Below are 16,514 nucleotides of genomic sequence, written 5' to 3'. Positions count from 1 at the left end.
TAATGCCTTGTATTTGGGAACGGTTTCATAATTTTCGGAGGTGCAATATGCGTAAAACTAAAATTGTATGTACTATAGGTCCTGCTAGTGAAAGTATTGAGAAATTAGAGCAATTAATGGAAGCGGGTATGAACGTTGCTCGTTTAAACTTCTCTCATGGTAGCCATGAAGAGCATGGAGCTCGTATTAAAAATATTCGTGAAGCTTCAAAGAAAACTGGTAAAACAGTTGGTATCTTACTTGATACAAAAGGTCCAGAAATCCGTACACATGACTTCGTAGACGGACAAGCTGAGCTTGTAACAGGTGCAGAAGTAATTCTTTCTACTGAACAAGTATTAGGAACTGCAGAGAAGTTCTCTGTATCTTATGCTGGCCTTTATGATGATGTTGATCCAGGCTCTCGTATTCTAATCGATGACGGTCTTATCGAACTAGAAGTAATCGAGAAAGCTGACGGAAACATCCGTACAAAAGTATTAAACAGCGGAACTGTAAAAAATAAAAAAGGTGTTAACGTACCAAACGTAAGCATTAAGCTTCCAGGTATCACTGAAAAAGACGTGCAAGATATCGTTTTCGGTATCGAGCAAAAAGTTGATTTCATCGCAGCATCTTTCGTACGTAAAGCATCTGATGTATTAGAAATTCGTGAATTATTAGAAGGGCATAACGCTCAATACATCCAAATCGTACCAAAAATCGAAAACCAAGAGGGTATCGACAACATCGATTCAATCTTAGAAGTTTCTGACGGTTTAATGGTTGCTCGTGGTGATATGGGTGTAGAAATTCCACCAGAAGAAGTACCATTAGTACAAAAACGTCTAATCAAAAAATGTAACGTATTAGGCAAACCAGTTATTACTGCAACACAAATGTTAGATTCTATGCAACGTAACCCACGTCCAACTCGTGCGGAAGCAAGTGACGTAGCAAACGCAATCTTCGATGGAACAGATGCAATCATGCTTTCAGGTGAAACTGCTGCGGGTCAATACCCTGTAGAAGCTGTAACAATGATGGCTAACATTGCGGTACGTGTTGAAAAATCATTACAATATGAAGATATGTTCAAAAAACGTATTAAAGAGTTCACACCAACAATTACAGATGCAATTAGCCAATCTGTTGCGCACACAGCACTTGCTCTTGATGTAGCTGCAATCGTAGCTCCAACAGAAAGTGGACATACTGCGAAAATGATCTCTAAATACCGTCCGAAATCTCCAATCGTAGCTGTAACATCTGACGAGCAAGTAGGACGTCGTCTTGCACTTGTTTGGGGTGTTCAAGCATTTATGTCTGAGAAACGTGCAGCTTCTACTGACGAAATGTTAGATACAGCAATTCAAACAGGTATGGATGCGGGTCTAATCGGACTTGGAGATACTGTAGTAATCACTGCTGGTGTTCCAGTTGCTGAAACTGGTACAACAAACTTAATGAAAATCCACGTTGTTGGTGAAAAAGTTGCTAAAGGGCAAGGAATCGGTCGTAAATCTGCAAAAGGTAAAGTAGTTGTAGCGAAAACAGCTGCTGAAGCTGTAGCGAACGTAAACAAAGGTGATATCCTTGTTACAACAAGCACAGATAAAGATATGATTCCTGCAATTGAAAAAGCTGCTGCTCTAGTTGTAGAAGAAGGCGGTCTAACAAGCCATGCAGCTGTTGTAGGTGTATCAATCGGTATTCCTGTTATCGTTGGTGTAAACGGCGTAACAACAACTTTAAAAAATGGCCAAGAAGTAACAGTTGATGCAGCACGCGGAATTGTTTATAATGGACATGCGGAAGTGCTATAAGAAGTAATACGGAGAGAAGGATCGGAGTCCTTCTCTTTTTTTTACACAAAAAAGATAGAGATAGCTTTAAATGCCTGAAATCGCTTTGAAAAACGTTTATTATAATGTTTAGTGGGAGAGGGTTATTTGTCCTTCGTGAAGCTTGTATGAGCGTTTTAAGGGGCTTATAAGGGGGTTTGTAAGGGTGATACTTTCAAACCTTTTAAATGAAATATGAAGGAGTGCGAGCTATGAAGTGGTTACTGTTCTTACTTATTTTAGTGCCGGCGATTGAGATTACGGTGTTAATAGGATCGAGTCATGTAATAGGTTTATGGTCTACGTTCGCTATGATTGTATTTACGGGTATTGTGGGTGTATATTTGGCGAAACGACAAGGGTTTAAAGTACTTAGAGAGATTCAATTTAGGTTAAATAGAGGAGAAATGCCGGGTGATACGGTTCTAGATGGTATTTTTATATTCGTAGGAGGTATTCTTTTAGTGCTGCCTGGATATGTGACGGATATAATAGGTTTTATCTTTGTTGTTCCTATAACGAGGGCTTTATTGAAGCCGGCTGTTATGAAGTGGATTGATTGGAAATTTAGAAAGAGAACTACTATTATTGTTCAGAAATAACGCGTGGATTATAGCGATCTACGCGTTATTTTTTTATTTGCCACTTATAGTCAATTTTTAGCTTCCTGCTCGGGTTGGATTTTTGTTAGTTATTAAACGACAGGATGCAGAGGGTTCTTGTGAATGAAAAGTGTTACATTAGGATGATGTTTTTTGCTTGTAGTAAGATTCGACTAGTGAGCAGAAGTTAGACAGGAGAAGAAAAATTACTGATTAAAGGGTTCATCTGCCTTGTTTTGTATATTTATTCATTTACACAATAAGTAATAAATGTAAGTAATAATTATAAATTATATAGAATAAAAATGTATTTTTGTCTTAAAATATGCGTTTTTATGCAAAAAAATAAGAGGATTATCCTTTTTTAGGAAATTCTCTTATAGATGTAGGTAGTACAAAAAAGTACAGTGAATAATCAGTGGGAATTTCCCACTGATTACAGTTGATTTTTTATTGTGTATGAATTAGGAAATATTATTTTGATGGTGAACCCTTAATGAATTTCCATAAGTCGTGGAATACATGAGCTTTGTGTAATGTATTAAGTAGTACTAATATGACTGGACCGATGATTAATCCTAAAAAACCAAAGAGCTTAAAGCCGACAAATAGAGCGATGAGTGTCGCTAATGGATCTAGTCCAATATTAGATGAAAGTACTTTTGGCTCCATGATTTGTCTTTGGACAATCACGACGATGTATAGGATGAGAAGACCGATGGCGAATGCAGTATCGCCTGTGAAAAATACGTATATAACCCAAGGAACGAAGACGGCTCCAGTTCCTAAATACGGGAGTAAATCTACAACCCCTGTAATAATCGCGATAGTAATTGCGTATGGCACGCGTAATATTAAAAGGCCGATTAGTACAATGATAGTTGTCATAGATACGAGTGTAAGTTGCGCTTTAACAAAACCAAACAAAGCTTTTCTTAAATCGACAAAAATAGTTTTTCCGTATCCATGCAAACGATTAGGTAGAAGTTTTCTTACTTTATGAGCAAGACGGTGCCAATCGTAACTAATGAAGAAGGTGGCTAATAAGACGAAGACAAGGACAGTTAAAGTTGTTGGTAATGCACTAATGAAATTTGTTAACCCACTTATAATGGCGGTTAAAAGTTCTTTCATTTGTGTCGTTGCTTCGGTGCCTAAGTTTTGAATGTTTTGTGTAATAGTGTATCGCTGTGGTTCTCCGAGATGATTAAATTTAGAGATTAAATCATCATAGAGAGGCATAATATGATTAAGTGCAAATTGTTGGGCGAATGCAACGATATCAGGAAACTTAACTGTAACAATTTGTAGTAAGTACGTTGTGGCAGATATTGCTTCAGTTACAAGGTATGTAACAAGTCCAACGATAGCTCCGAATACGAGAATTAAGCTAACGAGTACCGCTAATGCGCGAGGGAATTGTAGTTTTTGATTAAGGAAATTGACGACAGGATTAATCAAATAAGCGAATGCAAAAGCGATAATAAAAGGGTAGATAAGGCCTGACATGTACAGCAATGCATAGAACCCAACTACCGTTGCTACAATGACAAACATGAGTCGTAATATCATATATAGTAAGTTTCGGTTCAAAGATGTATACCTCCCATTCCAATTTGGATTATCCTAATTCGTTCAACTTATAACTAGTGAGATTCACTGATCAAAGTTTCACTTTATGTTATAGTGGAATGATGGATTTAGCCTGCTTCTGCAGCGGATTAATGACTACAGAAGCTTGTTGGTGATGCTTCTACTATATGGTAAAAACTTCATTTTCTCTCCTTTTTATTTTACCTGTTTCTTATTATAAAAGAAAGGAGAGACATCCGCTTTTAAATGTATATGCATGCTTTATTTTTTTCTGGTTAAAGTCTTGTTTGTAATTTTGAAATGCGCATGAAAATCAATTTGTTTCTTTATTATAATTGGCAAATACGCATCGATATAGCATGTATAACGATAGGTTTAAAGGTATTTTTGTTTGGAAGCGAGTTCATTATTTTCAGAAAGGAAGTGCAAACATGATTAGTCAGTCAACGTTATTTTTATTCATACTACTTATTATAGGACTTATTGCTAAAAACCAATCGCTTACTGTAGCTATTGGAGTGTTATTCTTATTGAAGTTTACGTTTTTAGGAGATAAAGTCTTTCCTTATCTACAAACGAAAGGGATTAACCTTGGTGTAACAGTCATTACAATAGCAGTGCTCGTACCGATTGCGACAGGGGAAATAGGCTTTAAACAACTCGGAGAAGCAGCGAAATCGTATTATGCATGGATTGCTTTAGCCTCAGGTGTGGCGGTCGCTTTGTTAGCGAAAGGCGGCGTACAATTATTGACGACGGACCCACATATTACAACCGCACTTGTTTTTGGGACAATTATAGCTGTAGCTTTATTTAATGGAGTCGCTGTAGGCCCATTAATTGGGGCTGGAATTGCCTATGCAGTTATGAGTATTATACAGATGTTTAAATAAGAAATTTTATAGTAATATAAAATTTTTGAATTCTTTCTGTTCACAAAAGTCAGATAATTGTTTATAATAGGATTAGAAACTTTGAAAAGTTACATAACAGCAGAGACTTTACACCAGATAAAATAAAAACAACATAAAACAATTTTATAATGATATTGTTTTATGTTGTTTTTATCATAAACTCTTCGGAATTCAATTTCCTCACTAACTTGTTGTTCTGAGCGTGAGGATTCGGGGAGACATTCACGCTCATGCTTTCCATGTAAGCAATGGACAATAAGAGGGGAACATCGCAATAAATTTGCATGAACGTGCATTTTGCTTGCCTAAAGAGTGAACGAGCGTTCATAATTTATAAGGGGAGCAAATAGATATAAGGAGCAAGATTGGGAGAATTTTCAGGAAAAGGAGAGAATGTCATGACTGTTATTCGAGGTTTAGAAGGGGTAGTAGCAACAACATCATCTGTGAGCTCTATTATTGATGATACATTAACTTATGTTGGGTATAATATTGATGATTTAGCTGAGAATGCTACGTTCGAAGAAGTAGTGTACTTATTATGGCACCGCAAGCTTCCTAACGAAAAAGAACTAGCGGAATTTAGTGGAACAGTATCTGAATACTATAAAGTACCAGGTGAGATTTTAACATATTTGAAACAAGTAGATTTAAAAATCGCGCACCCGATGTCGGTTTTACGAACTGCGATTTCCATGCTATCATTATATGATGAGAGCGCTGAAATAATGGATGGAAAGTCTAATTATTTGAAAGCGGTTAAATTACAGGCTCAAGTCGGAACTTTAATTGCGGCTTATGCAAGAATTCGCAAAGGTTTAGATGTTGTTGAGCCAAGAAAAGATCTATCATTAGCTGCAAACTTCTTGTACATGTTAAATGATCGTGAGCCAAATGAAGTTGAAATTGAGGCTTTTGATAAGGCACTTGTACTTCATGCCGATCATGAGTTAAATGCTTCTACATTTACTGCACGTGTTTGCGTAGCTACACTTTCAGATGTGTATTCTGGTATTACAGCAGCAATCGGTGCATTAAAAGGTCCTCTTCACGGCGGGGCAAATGAAAATGTAATGAAGATGTTAACTGAAATTGGCGAAGAAGAAAATGTAGAATCATATATTCATAATGCTCTTCAAAATAAAGTGAAAATTATGGGATTTGGTCATCGCGTATATGAGCATGGTGATCCACGCGCGAAACACTTACGCGAAATGTCTAAGAGATTATGCGTGCTTTTAGGAGAAGACAAATGGTATAATATGTCTATCAAAATTGAAGACATTGTAACAAAAGAAAAAGGTCTTCCACCAAATGTTGATTTCTATTCAGCTTCTGTATACCATTGTTTAGGAATTGACCATGACTTATTTACACCTATCTTTGCAATTAGCCGTATGTCAGGCTGGTTAGCTCATATTCTAGAACAATATGAAAACAACCGTTTAATCCGTCCGCGTGCTGATTATGATGGACCGACACATCAAGTGTACGTTCCGCTAGCGCAACGATAAGCGAAAAACACTATTTTGATAGTGAAAATACGCTTTCAAAAGTCTGATTTTTTTGGGAAGATGTAATGATTAGAATATTTTAATTTGACTAACGGTTTAAACTGAGGGGTTATTCCCTCAGTTTCATACATATGAAATTTCAAACATGGGGGTTATCACATTGACGACAGGTGAAAAAATTACTGTAACTAATGGTGTTATGAATGTACCAAACAATCCGATTATTCCATTTATCGAAGGAGATGGAATTGGTCCTGATATTTGGGCTGCAGCATCTCGCGTAATAGAAGCAGCAGTTGAAAAAGCTTATGATGGTGAGAAGAAAATCGTTTGGAAAGAAGTGCTTGCAGGGGAAAAAGCATTCAACCAAACAGGCGAGTGGTTACCAGAAGAGACTTTAAATTTAATTCGTGAATATTTAATCGCAATTAAAGGTCCACTTACAACTCCAGTTGGCGGTGGTATTCGTTCTCTAAACGTAGCGCTTCGTCAAGAATTAGATTTATATGTATGTCTACGTCCAGTTCGTTATTTTGAAGGTGTTCCTTCACCTGTAAAACGTCCGGAAGATACTGATATGGTTATTTTCCGTGAAAATACAGAAGACATTTACGCTGGAATTGAATATGCACAAGGTTCTCCAGAAGCAGAAAAAGTTCTTGCTTTCTTAAAAGAAGCAATGGGTGTTAATAAAATCCGCTTCCCAGAAACATCAGGGATTGGTATTAAACCAATTTCAGAGGAAGGGACAAAGCGTCTTGTTCGCGCTGCAATTCAATATGCAATTAACGAAAAACGTTCTTCTGTTACATTAGTTCATAAAGGAAACATTATGAAATTTACAGAAGGTGCTTTCAAAAACTGGGGTTACGAAGTAGCTGAACAAGAATTTGGCGACAAAGTATTTACTTGGGCTGAATATGATCGCATTGTTGAAAAAGATGGCAAAGATGCAGCGAATAAAGCGATGGCAGACGCTGAAGTGGCTGGAAAAATCATCGTAAAAGATTCTATTGCAGACATCTTCTTACAACAAATTTTAACTCGTCCACGTGAGTTCGATGTTGTTGCAACAATGAACTTAAATGGAGACTACATCTCGGATGCACTTGCTGCACAAGTAGGTGGAATTGGTATTGCACCTGGTGCAAACATTAACTATGTGACTGGACATGCTATCTTTGAAGCTACACACGGTACAGCTCCAAAATATGCAGGTTTAGATAAAGTAAATCCATCTTCTGTTCTTCTTTCTGGTGTATTATTATTAGAGCACTTAGGATGGAACGAAGCTGCGAATTTAGTAACTGATTCAGTTGAGAAAACAATTGAATCAAAAGTAGTAACTTATGATTTCGCACGCTTAATGGAAGGTGCAACAGAAGTGAAATGTTCTGAGTTCGCTAATGAACTTATTAAAAACATGGATGTAGCGATAATCAAAAACGCATAATTAAAGCGGGGGGGTAAATTATGACAATCAAACGCAAGAAAGTTTCAGTCATCGGTGCAGGATTTACAGGAGCAACAACAGCATTCTTATTAGCACAAAAAGAACTTGCAGATGTTGTATTAGTGGACATTCCACAGCTGGAAAATCCAACAAAAGGGAAAGCGTTAGATATGTTAGAAGCGAGCCCAGTACAAGGTTTTGATGCTAACATTATTGGTACATCTGATTACGCAGATACTGCTGATTCTGACGTTGTCGTTATTACAGCAGGTATTGCGCGTAAGCCTGGTATGAGCCGTGATGACTTAGTAGCAACAAACTCTAAAATTATGAAAAGTATTACGCGCGACATTGCAAAACATTCACCAAATGCGATTATTCTTGTATTAACAAATCCAGTTGATGCAATGACATATTCTGTATTTAAAGAAGCAGGATTCCCGAAAGAGCGTGTTATCGGTCAATCGGGCGTATTAGATACAGCTCGTTTCCGTACATTTATTTCACAAGAGTTAAACCTTTCTGTGAAAGACATTACAGGATTTGTTCTTGGTGGACATGGTGACGATATGGTACCTCTTGTACGCTATTCCTATGCAGGTGGCATTCCGTTAGAAACATTAATTCCAAAAGAGCGTTTAGAAGCAATCGTAGAACGTACACGTAAAGGTGGCGGTGAGATTGTAGGCTTATTAGGAAACGGTAGTGCATATTATGCGCCAGCAGCTTCTTTAGTTGAAATGACAGAAGCGATCTTGAAAGATCAACGCCGTGTATTACCAGCTATTGCGTACCTTGAAGGTGAATATGGTTATAGTGACCTTTACTTAGGGGTACCAGTAATTCTAGGTGGTAACGGAATTGAAAAAATTATTGAATTAGAACTTCTTGCAGATGAGAAAGAAGCGTTAGATCGCTCTGTAGAATCTGTACGTAAAGTTATGAAAGTTCTTGTTTAATAATTAAATATAAGTGGAAAAAGATTCGGGGCCCCGAATCTTTTTCTACTATATATTGAAATGTTTTTTTGAAATAATATGAAAACGCTATCATTCGGTGTATCCTATAATGAAACTATAGACTTATACTATACACTGCCCTCATCACAGTAAATTTCGGATAAGGTATCGCTTTTAGTAGGATAATAAGGTGAAAAAATCGGAGGGGGTTGTAACATGTTAAAGAAAAAAGTTCAAATTGGTCGTAGAATGGATGAAATTACAGTAGGAGAGAAATTATCTATCACTGAAAAAATTGAGGATAAAGATTTGTTATTGTACTTAGGGTTAACGAATGATGCCAATCCATTATATATTCAGCATGATTACGCATCCCAAACTCCGTATGAAAAGCCGATTGTCCCAAGCATTATGCTAACGGGACTGATTACAACGGCGGTTACGAAATATTTACCAGGTCCAGGTAGTCATATTACTAGGAAGGACCTTACGTTCGTGAAACATGTTCACCATTATGAAACGTTACAAATCCACTTTGAAGTTGTGGCTGTTTCAGAGGAGGAACATACAATTGATATGCTTGTATTTGCTCATGATGAAAAAGGAGAAACTGTTGTAAAAGGTTCATTAACAGTAACACCACCTTTTAAATCTGTTTCCATTATGGAAAAAGCATTAGATAATTTTTAAAATATGAAAATATGAATAGCGCTAGCATACCTTTTATAAGGGGCTAGCGCTATTTTAGTTGAAAAATCCTTCTTTGAACCCTTCAGCAAATTCTGAACAACCTGTTTTAATCGTATCCCAGCTAGGTACGTTAAAAGTAAGGAAACATGTTACTACTAAAGTTAAAATAGGTAGTAATATTCGCATAATAGCCCCCTTTTATCGAATTTATTTATATATTTAAATTAATAATATGATTATTGGTAATTGAAGTCAATTAAGGGGGGAGGTTTTTTTTGATGAAGTGGAAAAGAGAAGACGTTAGCTTTGAAACGATAAGAGAAGCTGAAGTATGGGCCGATTCAATCGCAAATGAAATGTACGGGAAAGTATTTGATGGATATGAAACACCAGATTATAAAATAGCGTATGCTCTTTCGTTTTTCCTAGCGCAAAATCGAGAGTTTATAGTTCATACGGAAGAAGAGTTTAAAAAAGATAGATTCATCTATAAAGTTTGGATAGCGACCGGATAGAGGGAATGAAGTTACGATTGCTTTTATTTTCCGAAACTCTAGTACAAACGAGCTCCATGAATAGACAATTATATTGAGGGAGACCTTGTTTTCTAGTATGATGAGAATAACGGGGAAAATACTAGGATGAAGAAGGTTTCAAGTCTATAACTTGGAGGAAAAGAATGAACAATCGTATTTTAGTAGTTGATGATGAGGAATTTATCTTAACTTTAATTGAATTTAATTTACAACAAGCTGGGTTTGAAGTTATTACAGCAATGGATGGAGAAATGGCGCTTCAAAAAGCGACTACAGAACGCCCAGATTTAATTATATTAGATTTAATGCTTCCAAAAATGGATGGTATGGAAGTTTGTAAAGAATTACGATTGCAGCGTATTATGACGCCGATTTTAATGTTAACAGCAAAAGATGATGAATTTGATAAGGTGCTAGGTCTTGAGCTTGGGGCTGATGATTATATGACGAAGCCATTTAGTCCAAGGGAAGTTGTTGCTCGTGTGAAGGCGATTTTGCGCCGTACGAAATTACAGCAGGAAGAACAAGTTTCAGAATCGCCAGATGAAGAGAGCATCAAAATTGCAGAGCTTAAAATTTTACCGGAGTTTTATGAAGCGTACTTCCAAGGAAGGAAACTGGAATTAACACCGAAAGAATTTGAGTTACTTGTTTATCTTGCGAAAAATAAAAGTCGTGTATTAACTCGTGACCAATTATTAAGTGCTGTATGGAATTATGATTTTGCCGGTGATACAAGAATTGTTGATGTCCATATTAGCCATTTGCGCGATAAAATTGAACAAAATACGAAAAAACCGACGTACATTAAAACGATACGTGGTTTAGGTTATAAATTAGAGGAGCCAAAAGTGGATGAATAAGTTTCGTTCCAGGCTTCTTTTTACATTTGTTTCTCTTATCGTTTTTATTTTAGTTGGGCTAGGTGTATTATTAGAAACTGTATTTGAAAACTACTATATAGATCATGCTAAAGAGAGAATGATAAAAGAGACACAGTATGTTGCGGTATTAGCAGAAGAGCAAGGGTTTGATGCTGTTTTAAAAAAGCCTTATGTATTTGAAAAGTTAGAAGAAAAAATACCAGCTTCTATTATATTTGTTGATGAAAAAAAGAAAGTTCAATATAGCGGAGGGCAACCATCTGCATTTAATCAAGAGATGATTAAAGAACTTTCTTCTGAAGCAGCAAAACAACGAAGTAAAGTGATTACGCAAGAAACAGATCAAAAGAATGAATTTTATCATGCGGTGTTCGTTCAAGATCTAGCAGGAAAACAAGGATATATTTTGGTGAAAAGTACAATTGAGCCATTGAAAGACGTACATCAAAAAACGTGGGGATTATTAATTATAGGATTTGTTATCGCTTGTCTCGTAGTCGTATTTTTAGGTATGAAAATTACGGGGCAATATATTAGGCCGATTGAATCGGTTACGAAAGTTGCCATTGAATTAGCGAAGGGAAATTATAAAGCACGCGCTTATGAAAGTCATTCGGATGAAACAGGGATGCTGAGTAAAGCGATTAATATTTTAGCTCGTAATTTACAAGAGATGACTCTTGAGCAGGAAATGCAACAGGATCGTCTGCATACGTTAATTGAAAATATGGGAAGTGGAATGATTTTAATTGATAGCCGCGGTTATATAAACCTTGTAAACCGTTCTTATAAGGAAACTTTCCACGTAACAGATGAAGAATATTTAGATCGCTTATATTATGAATCGTTTCATCATACAGAAATTATTGAGCTTGTGGAAGAAATCTTTATGACAGAAGTGAAAGTGCGTAAACAAATGTTATTGCCGCTTGGAATTGAGCGAAAGCATTTCGAAGTATATGGAGCGCCAATTATTGGGACGAACCATGAATGGAAAGGTATTGTTCTTGTGTTCCATGACATAACAGAGTTAAAGAAATTAGAACAAATGAGAAAAGACTTTTTAGCGAATGTTTCTCATGAACTAAAGACGCCAATTACTTCTATTAAAGGTTTTTCAGAAACGCTCTTGGATGGGGCTATGGATAATAAAAAATTCTGCGAACATTTCTTACATATTATTTTAAAAGAAAGTGAACGCATGCAAGGATTAATTGAAGATTTATTAGACTTGTCAAAGATCGAGCAACAAGGGTTTAAACTAAATATGGGGACCGTTGATATGAAGGAACTTCTTGAAGACATTCACATGGTGCTTGATAATAAAGCGGGAGAAAAAGAAATCTCTTTACAAGTGAATGCATTGAAACGAGTTTCCGTTATTGGAGATCCAGGCCGCTTGAAACAAATCTTTATTAATTTAATTAATAATGCGATTGTATATACACCGGCTGGAGGCGTTGTTTCTGTTGAATTGGCAGAAGATAAATATAATGCTTATATAAAAGTATCTGATACTGGAATTGGTATTAGTAAAGAGGAAATCCCACGTATTTTTGAACGCTTTTACCGAGTGGATAAAGCAAGAAGTAGAAATACGGGTGGAACGGGTCTTGGTTTATCAATTGTAAAACATTTAGTTGAAGCGCATCAAGGTACGATTACGGTGGATAGTGAGGTTGGGGAAGGAACAACATTTACAGTTGTTTTACCAAAATCAGCTACTGAAAAATAGGATGAAGGATATTTACAATATATTAACAATGGCTTAATTAAATATTAATAAAGCTCTGTTAATATAATATATGAAAACCCCTTCATCCAAGGAGTAATTTTGGACGAGAGTAGTTATGCTATTCTCGTCACTTCCCTTTATGCCAATGTAAGTCTGTTTATATATGATAGAAAAAAACCGTTATTTTTCTTCTCTCTATTAGTCATGTTAATATAGAGAGAGGACAGGAACGGTTTTTTTCTGTGGAAAAAATCGTTTCAAATATGTATGGGGAGGTTTGTAGTTTGGAAAAAAAAGTCGTATTAGTAGATGGTAATAATATCGCGTATCGTGCTTTCTTTGCACTACCGCTTTTAAATAACGACAAAGGTATACATACGAACGCAATTTATGGTTTTACAATGATGTTAATGAGGATACTAGAGGAAGAAAAACCGACGCATATGCTTGTGGCGTTTGATGCGGGGAAAACAACATTCCGTCATAAAACGTATAGTGATTACAAGGGAGGGCGTCAAAAGACTCCACCTGAGTTATCAGAGCAATTCCCGTTTATTCGTGAGGTGCTTGATGCATTCAATGTACCGCGTTATGAGCTGGAAAATTATGAAGCGGATGACATTATGGGAACGTTAGCGAAAGAAGCGAGTGAGCAAGGGTTTCATGTTAAAGTTATTTCAGGAGATAAAGATTTACTGCAACTTGTTTCAGATAATACACTCGTATGTATTCCTCGCAAAGGGATTACGGAAGTAGATGAATATACGAAAGAAGCTTTATTTGAGAAATATAGCTTATCACCAAAGCAAATTATCGATATGAAAGGTTTAATGGGAGACCAATCGGATAACATTCCAGGTGTACCGGGTGTTGGTGAGAAGACAGCCATTAAATTATTAACGCAATTTGAAACAGTAGAAGCAGTATATGAAAACTTAGATCAAGTGAGTGGAAAGAAATTAAAAGAAAAGTTAGAAGCGAATAAAGAACAAGCTCTTATGAGTAAAGAACTTGCGACTATTATTACAGACGCACCGATTACAGTGCATGTAGATGATATGGAATATAAAGGGTATGAACCAAGCGATTTGATTCCAATGTTCGAGAATTTAGGATTTACATCCCTTTTAAATAAGTTAGGTGTTACGCCGGAGGAAACGGCTCCAGCTGAATTAGATGATATTACATTTGATATTGTAGAAGAAGTTACAGAAGAAATGCTTCAGCAAGATAGTGCGCTTATTGTTGAAGTGCAAGAAGATAATTATCATAAAGCCGATATTCAAGGTTTTGGTATTCAAAATGAAAATGGTTGTTACTTCATTCCAGCCGATGTTGCTCTTAAATCGGCTGCTTTTAAAGAGTGGCTTGCAAATGGAGAAATGAGAAAACATACATTTGATGCGAAGCGTGCTATCGTTGCTCTCAAGTGGAAAGGTGTAGATATTCAAGGGATTGACTTTGATTTATTAATTGCCGCTTATTTACTTGATCCAGCCGATACAGATAAAGATTTCCGTACTGTAGCGAAAATGAAAGAAACGCATGCCGTAAAATCTGACGAAGAAGTTTACGGGAAAGGTGCGAAGCGTGCTGTTCCGGAGCTAGAGGTAGTAGCGGAGCATGTAGCTCGTAAAGTGCATGTATTATATGATGTAAAGCAAACGTTCTTAGAAGAATTAAAAAAGAACGAGCAATATGAATTATTTACGGAATTAGAATTACCACTTGCACGTGTATTAGCTGATATGGAAGTGAAAGGTGTAAAAGTTGATACGGAGCGTCTTCGTAATATGGGAGAAGAACTTGCAGGTAGATTAAAGGAAATGGAACAGGAAATTTATAAGCTTGCGGGAACAGAATTTAATATTAATTCACCGAAGCAACTTGGGGTTATTCTGTTTGAGAATTTAAACTTACCAGTTATTAAAAAGACGAAGACAGGTTATTCTACGTCGGCGGATGTGTTAGATAAACTTATGGATCGTCATGAAATTATTCCAAATATTTTACATTACCGTCAATTAGGAAAGCTAAATTCAACTTACATTGAAGGTTTATTGAAAGTTGTACATGAAGATTCATCTAAAATCCATACTCGTTTTAATCAAGTGTTAACGCAAACAGGTCGATTAAGTTCAACAGATCCGAACTTACAAAATATCCCGATTCGCTTAGAAGAAGGAAGAAAGATTCGTCAGGCATTCGTTCCATCAGAAGAAGGATGGATCATGTACGCGGCTGATTATTCACAAATCGAACTTCGTGTGCTTGCTCACATTGCAAATGATCCAGGGTTAGTTGAAGCGTTCCAACATGACATGGATATTCATACGAAAACAGCTATGGATGTATTTGGTGTTGGGAAAGATGAAGTAACATCTAACATGAGACGACAAGCAAAAGCTGTTAACTTCGGAATTGTGTATGGTATTAGTGATTATGGTCTTTCGCAAAACTTAGGAATTACAAGAAAAGCAGCAGCGGAATTTATTGAAAAGTATTTAGAAAGTTTCCCTGGTGTACAAGAATACATGGATGAAATCGTAAAAGATGCGAAACAAAAAGGATATGTGGTTACATTATTAAATCGTCGCCGTTATATTCCGGAAATTACGAGTCGTAATTTCAATTTACGTAGCTTTGCTGAGCGTACAGCTATGAATACACCAATTCAAGGTAGTGCGGCTGATATTATTAAAAAAGCGATGATTATTATGGCAGATCGTCTAGAAGAAGAAGGATTACAAGCGCGTCTTCTTCTGCAAGTACACGATGAATTGATATTTGAAGCACCAAAAGAAGAAATTGAAAAATTAGAGAAGCTTGTACCTGAAGTAATGGAGCATGCAATTGAACTAGCCGTTCCATTGAAAGTTGATTATTCTTACGGTCCAACTTGGTACGATGCGAAATAAGGACGTGATGAAATGCCGGAATTACCAGAGGTTGAAAACGTTAGACGGACGCTTGAAAATCTTGTAACAGGAAAAACGATTGAAGATGTCGTTATTACTTATCCCAAAATAGTAAAACGACCGGATGATGCAGAAATTTTTAAAGAAATGCTAAGAGGCGAGACAATTGAAAATATAAAGCGAAGAGGTAAGTTTTTGCTTTTGTATGTAACGAACTATGTAATTGTTTCACATTTGCGCATGGAAGGTAAGTTTTTACTTCATCAAGAGGATGAGCCAATTGATAAACATACGCACGTCCGTTTCTTATTTACAGATGGAACTGAATTACATTATAAAGATGTGAGAAAGTTTGGTACGATGCATCTCTTTAAGAAAGGTGAAGAGTTGAATCAAATGCCTCTTGCTGACTTAGGCCCGGAGCCATTTGATGCTGAATTGACACCGCAGTATTTACAAGAAAGATTGCAAAAAACAAATCGTAAAATAAAAGTCGTATTATTAGATCAGCGTCTTTTAGTAGGGCTTGGAAATATATATGTAGATGAAGTGTTATTCCGTTCTCAAATTCACCCAGAACGAGAAGCTGCATCTTTAACAGAAGAAGAAATAGAAAGAATTTACGAGGCGATTGTTACAACGCTGGGCGAAGCTGTTAAGCGAGGCGGAAGTACAATTAGAACGTATATTAATTCACAAGGACAAATTGGTTCGTTCCAGGAACTTCTAAATGTATATGGGAAAAAAGGAGAACCGTGTGTGACTTGCGGTACGCTATTAGAAAAAACAGTTGTTGGCGGAAGGGGAACACATTACTGCCCAATTTGCCAACCTAGAATATAGAAAAGGGATAACATCGGATAGGCATTTGTCATATACATAGAGCAGAGCTA

Annotated in this window: 14 protein-coding genes; 12 read left to right on the top strand and 2 right to left on the bottom strand. The window is 36.5% G+C overall.

Annotated features, from left to right (window positions below; all coding sequences use genetic code 11):
* Nucleotides 1-47 precede the first annotated feature (47 nt).
* Nucleotides 48-1,805 carry a pyruvate kinase gene (pyk, locus tag NSS97_RS23295; protein ID WP_002015497.1) on the top strand — a complete coding sequence of 586 codons (1,758 nt, stop codon included), beginning with the start codon at nucleotides 48-50 and terminating at the stop codon, nucleotides 1,803-1,805.
* A 230-nt stretch (nucleotides 1,806-2,035) separates the two neighbouring features.
* Entirely contained in the window at nucleotides 2,036-2,425 is a 390-nt protein-coding gene (locus tag NSS97_RS23290; protein ID WP_088040225.1) for an FxsA family protein, read from the top strand.
* Nucleotides 2,426-2,899: 474 nt separating this feature from the next.
* Here NSS97_RS23290 and ytvI read toward each other — a convergent pair whose 3' ends face one another.
* Nucleotides 2,900-4,018 carry a sporulation integral membrane protein YtvI gene (gene ytvI / locus NSS97_RS23285; protein ID WP_002143350.1) on the bottom strand — a complete coding sequence of 373 codons (1,119 nt, stop codon included), beginning with the start codon at nucleotides 4,016-4,018 and terminating at the stop codon, nucleotides 2,900-2,902.
* Nucleotides 4,019-4,449: 431 nt separating this feature from the next.
* Here ytvI and NSS97_RS23280 point away from each other — a divergent pair, with 431 nt between their 5' ends.
* The 5 genes from NSS97_RS23280 to NSS97_RS23260 all read left to right on the top strand — a co-directional run bounded on the left by NSS97_RS23280 (nucleotide 4,450) and on the right by NSS97_RS23260 (nucleotide 9,548).
* Entirely contained in the window at nucleotides 4,450-4,911 is a 462-nt protein-coding gene (locus NSS97_RS23280) for a DUF441 domain-containing protein (RefSeq protein ID WP_000625507.1), read from the top strand.
* A 386-nt stretch (nucleotides 4,912-5,297) separates the two neighbouring features.
* Nucleotides 5,298-6,446: a citrate synthase gene (gene citZ, locus NSS97_RS23275; RefSeq protein WP_002015492.1), complete on the top strand. Its 1,149-nt coding sequence runs from the start codon at nucleotides 5,298-5,300 to the stop codon at nucleotides 6,444-6,446.
* A 160-nt stretch (nucleotides 6,447-6,606) separates the two neighbouring features.
* Entirely contained in the window at nucleotides 6,607-7,899 is a 1,293-nt protein-coding gene (gene icd / locus NSS97_RS23270; RefSeq protein ID WP_002088934.1) for an NADP-dependent isocitrate dehydrogenase, read from the top strand.
* A gap of 20 nt (nucleotides 7,900-7,919) precedes the next feature.
* On the top strand, nucleotides 7,920-8,858 hold the full coding sequence (gene mdh, locus NSS97_RS23265; protein WP_107887379.1) for a malate dehydrogenase: 939 nt from the start codon (nucleotides 7,920-7,922) through the stop codon (nucleotides 8,856-8,858).
* Nucleotides 8,859-9,074: 216 nt separating this feature from the next.
* On the top strand, nucleotides 9,075-9,548 hold the full coding sequence (locus NSS97_RS23260) for a MaoC/PaaZ C-terminal domain-containing protein (RefSeq protein WP_002015489.1): 474 nt from the start codon (nucleotides 9,075-9,077) through the stop codon (nucleotides 9,546-9,548).
* Between the two features lie 54 nt (nucleotides 9,549-9,602).
* Here NSS97_RS23260 and NSS97_RS23255 read toward each other — a convergent pair whose 3' ends face one another.
* Nucleotides 9,603-9,734, bottom strand: a complete 132-nt coding sequence (locus NSS97_RS23255; protein WP_002015487.1) for a hypothetical protein — start codon at nucleotides 9,732-9,734, stop codon at nucleotides 9,603-9,605.
* Between the two features lie 92 nt (nucleotides 9,735-9,826).
* Here NSS97_RS23255 and NSS97_RS23250 point away from each other — a divergent pair, with 92 nt between their 5' ends.
* The 5 genes from NSS97_RS23250 (at nucleotide 9,827) to mutM (ending at nucleotide 16,464) form a co-directional block, all read left to right on the top strand.
* Nucleotides 9,827-10,063 (top strand): hypothetical protein, encoded by a 237-nt coding sequence (locus NSS97_RS23250; protein WP_044442247.1) that lies wholly within the window; start codon nucleotides 9,827-9,829, stop codon nucleotides 10,061-10,063.
* A gap of 164 nt (nucleotides 10,064-10,227) precedes the next feature.
* Nucleotides 10,228-10,947, top strand: a complete 720-nt coding sequence (gene phoP / locus NSS97_RS23245; protein ID WP_002015484.1) for a two-component system response regulator PhoP — start codon at nucleotides 10,228-10,230, stop codon at nucleotides 10,945-10,947.
* Nucleotides 10,940-12,703, top strand: coding sequence for a sensory box histidine kinase PhoR (phoR, locus tag NSS97_RS23240; RefSeq protein ID WP_002167588.1), 1,764 nt, complete (start codon nucleotides 10,940-10,942; stop codon nucleotides 12,701-12,703). Before phoP ends, phoR begins: the two co-directional genes overlap by 8 nt.
* A 284-nt stretch (nucleotides 12,704-12,987) precedes the next feature.
* Nucleotides 12,988-15,621, top strand: a complete 2,634-nt coding sequence (gene polA, locus NSS97_RS23235; protein ID WP_341114129.1) for a DNA polymerase I — start codon at nucleotides 12,988-12,990, stop codon at nucleotides 15,619-15,621.
* 12 nt (nucleotides 15,622-15,633) lie between these two features.
* Entirely contained in the window at nucleotides 15,634-16,464 is an 831-nt protein-coding gene (mutM, locus tag NSS97_RS23230) for a DNA-formamidopyrimidine glycosylase (RefSeq protein WP_002015480.1), read from the top strand.
* Nucleotides 16,465-16,514: the final 50 nt, after the last annotated feature.

This window comes from Bacillus sp. FSL R12-0074, from assembly GCF_038005725.1.
GTDB classification, from domain to species: Bacteria; Bacillota; Bacilli; order Bacillales; family Bacillaceae_G; genus Bacillus_A; species Bacillus_A mycoides.
This window is presented reverse-complemented; position numbering and strand designations above follow the sequence as displayed.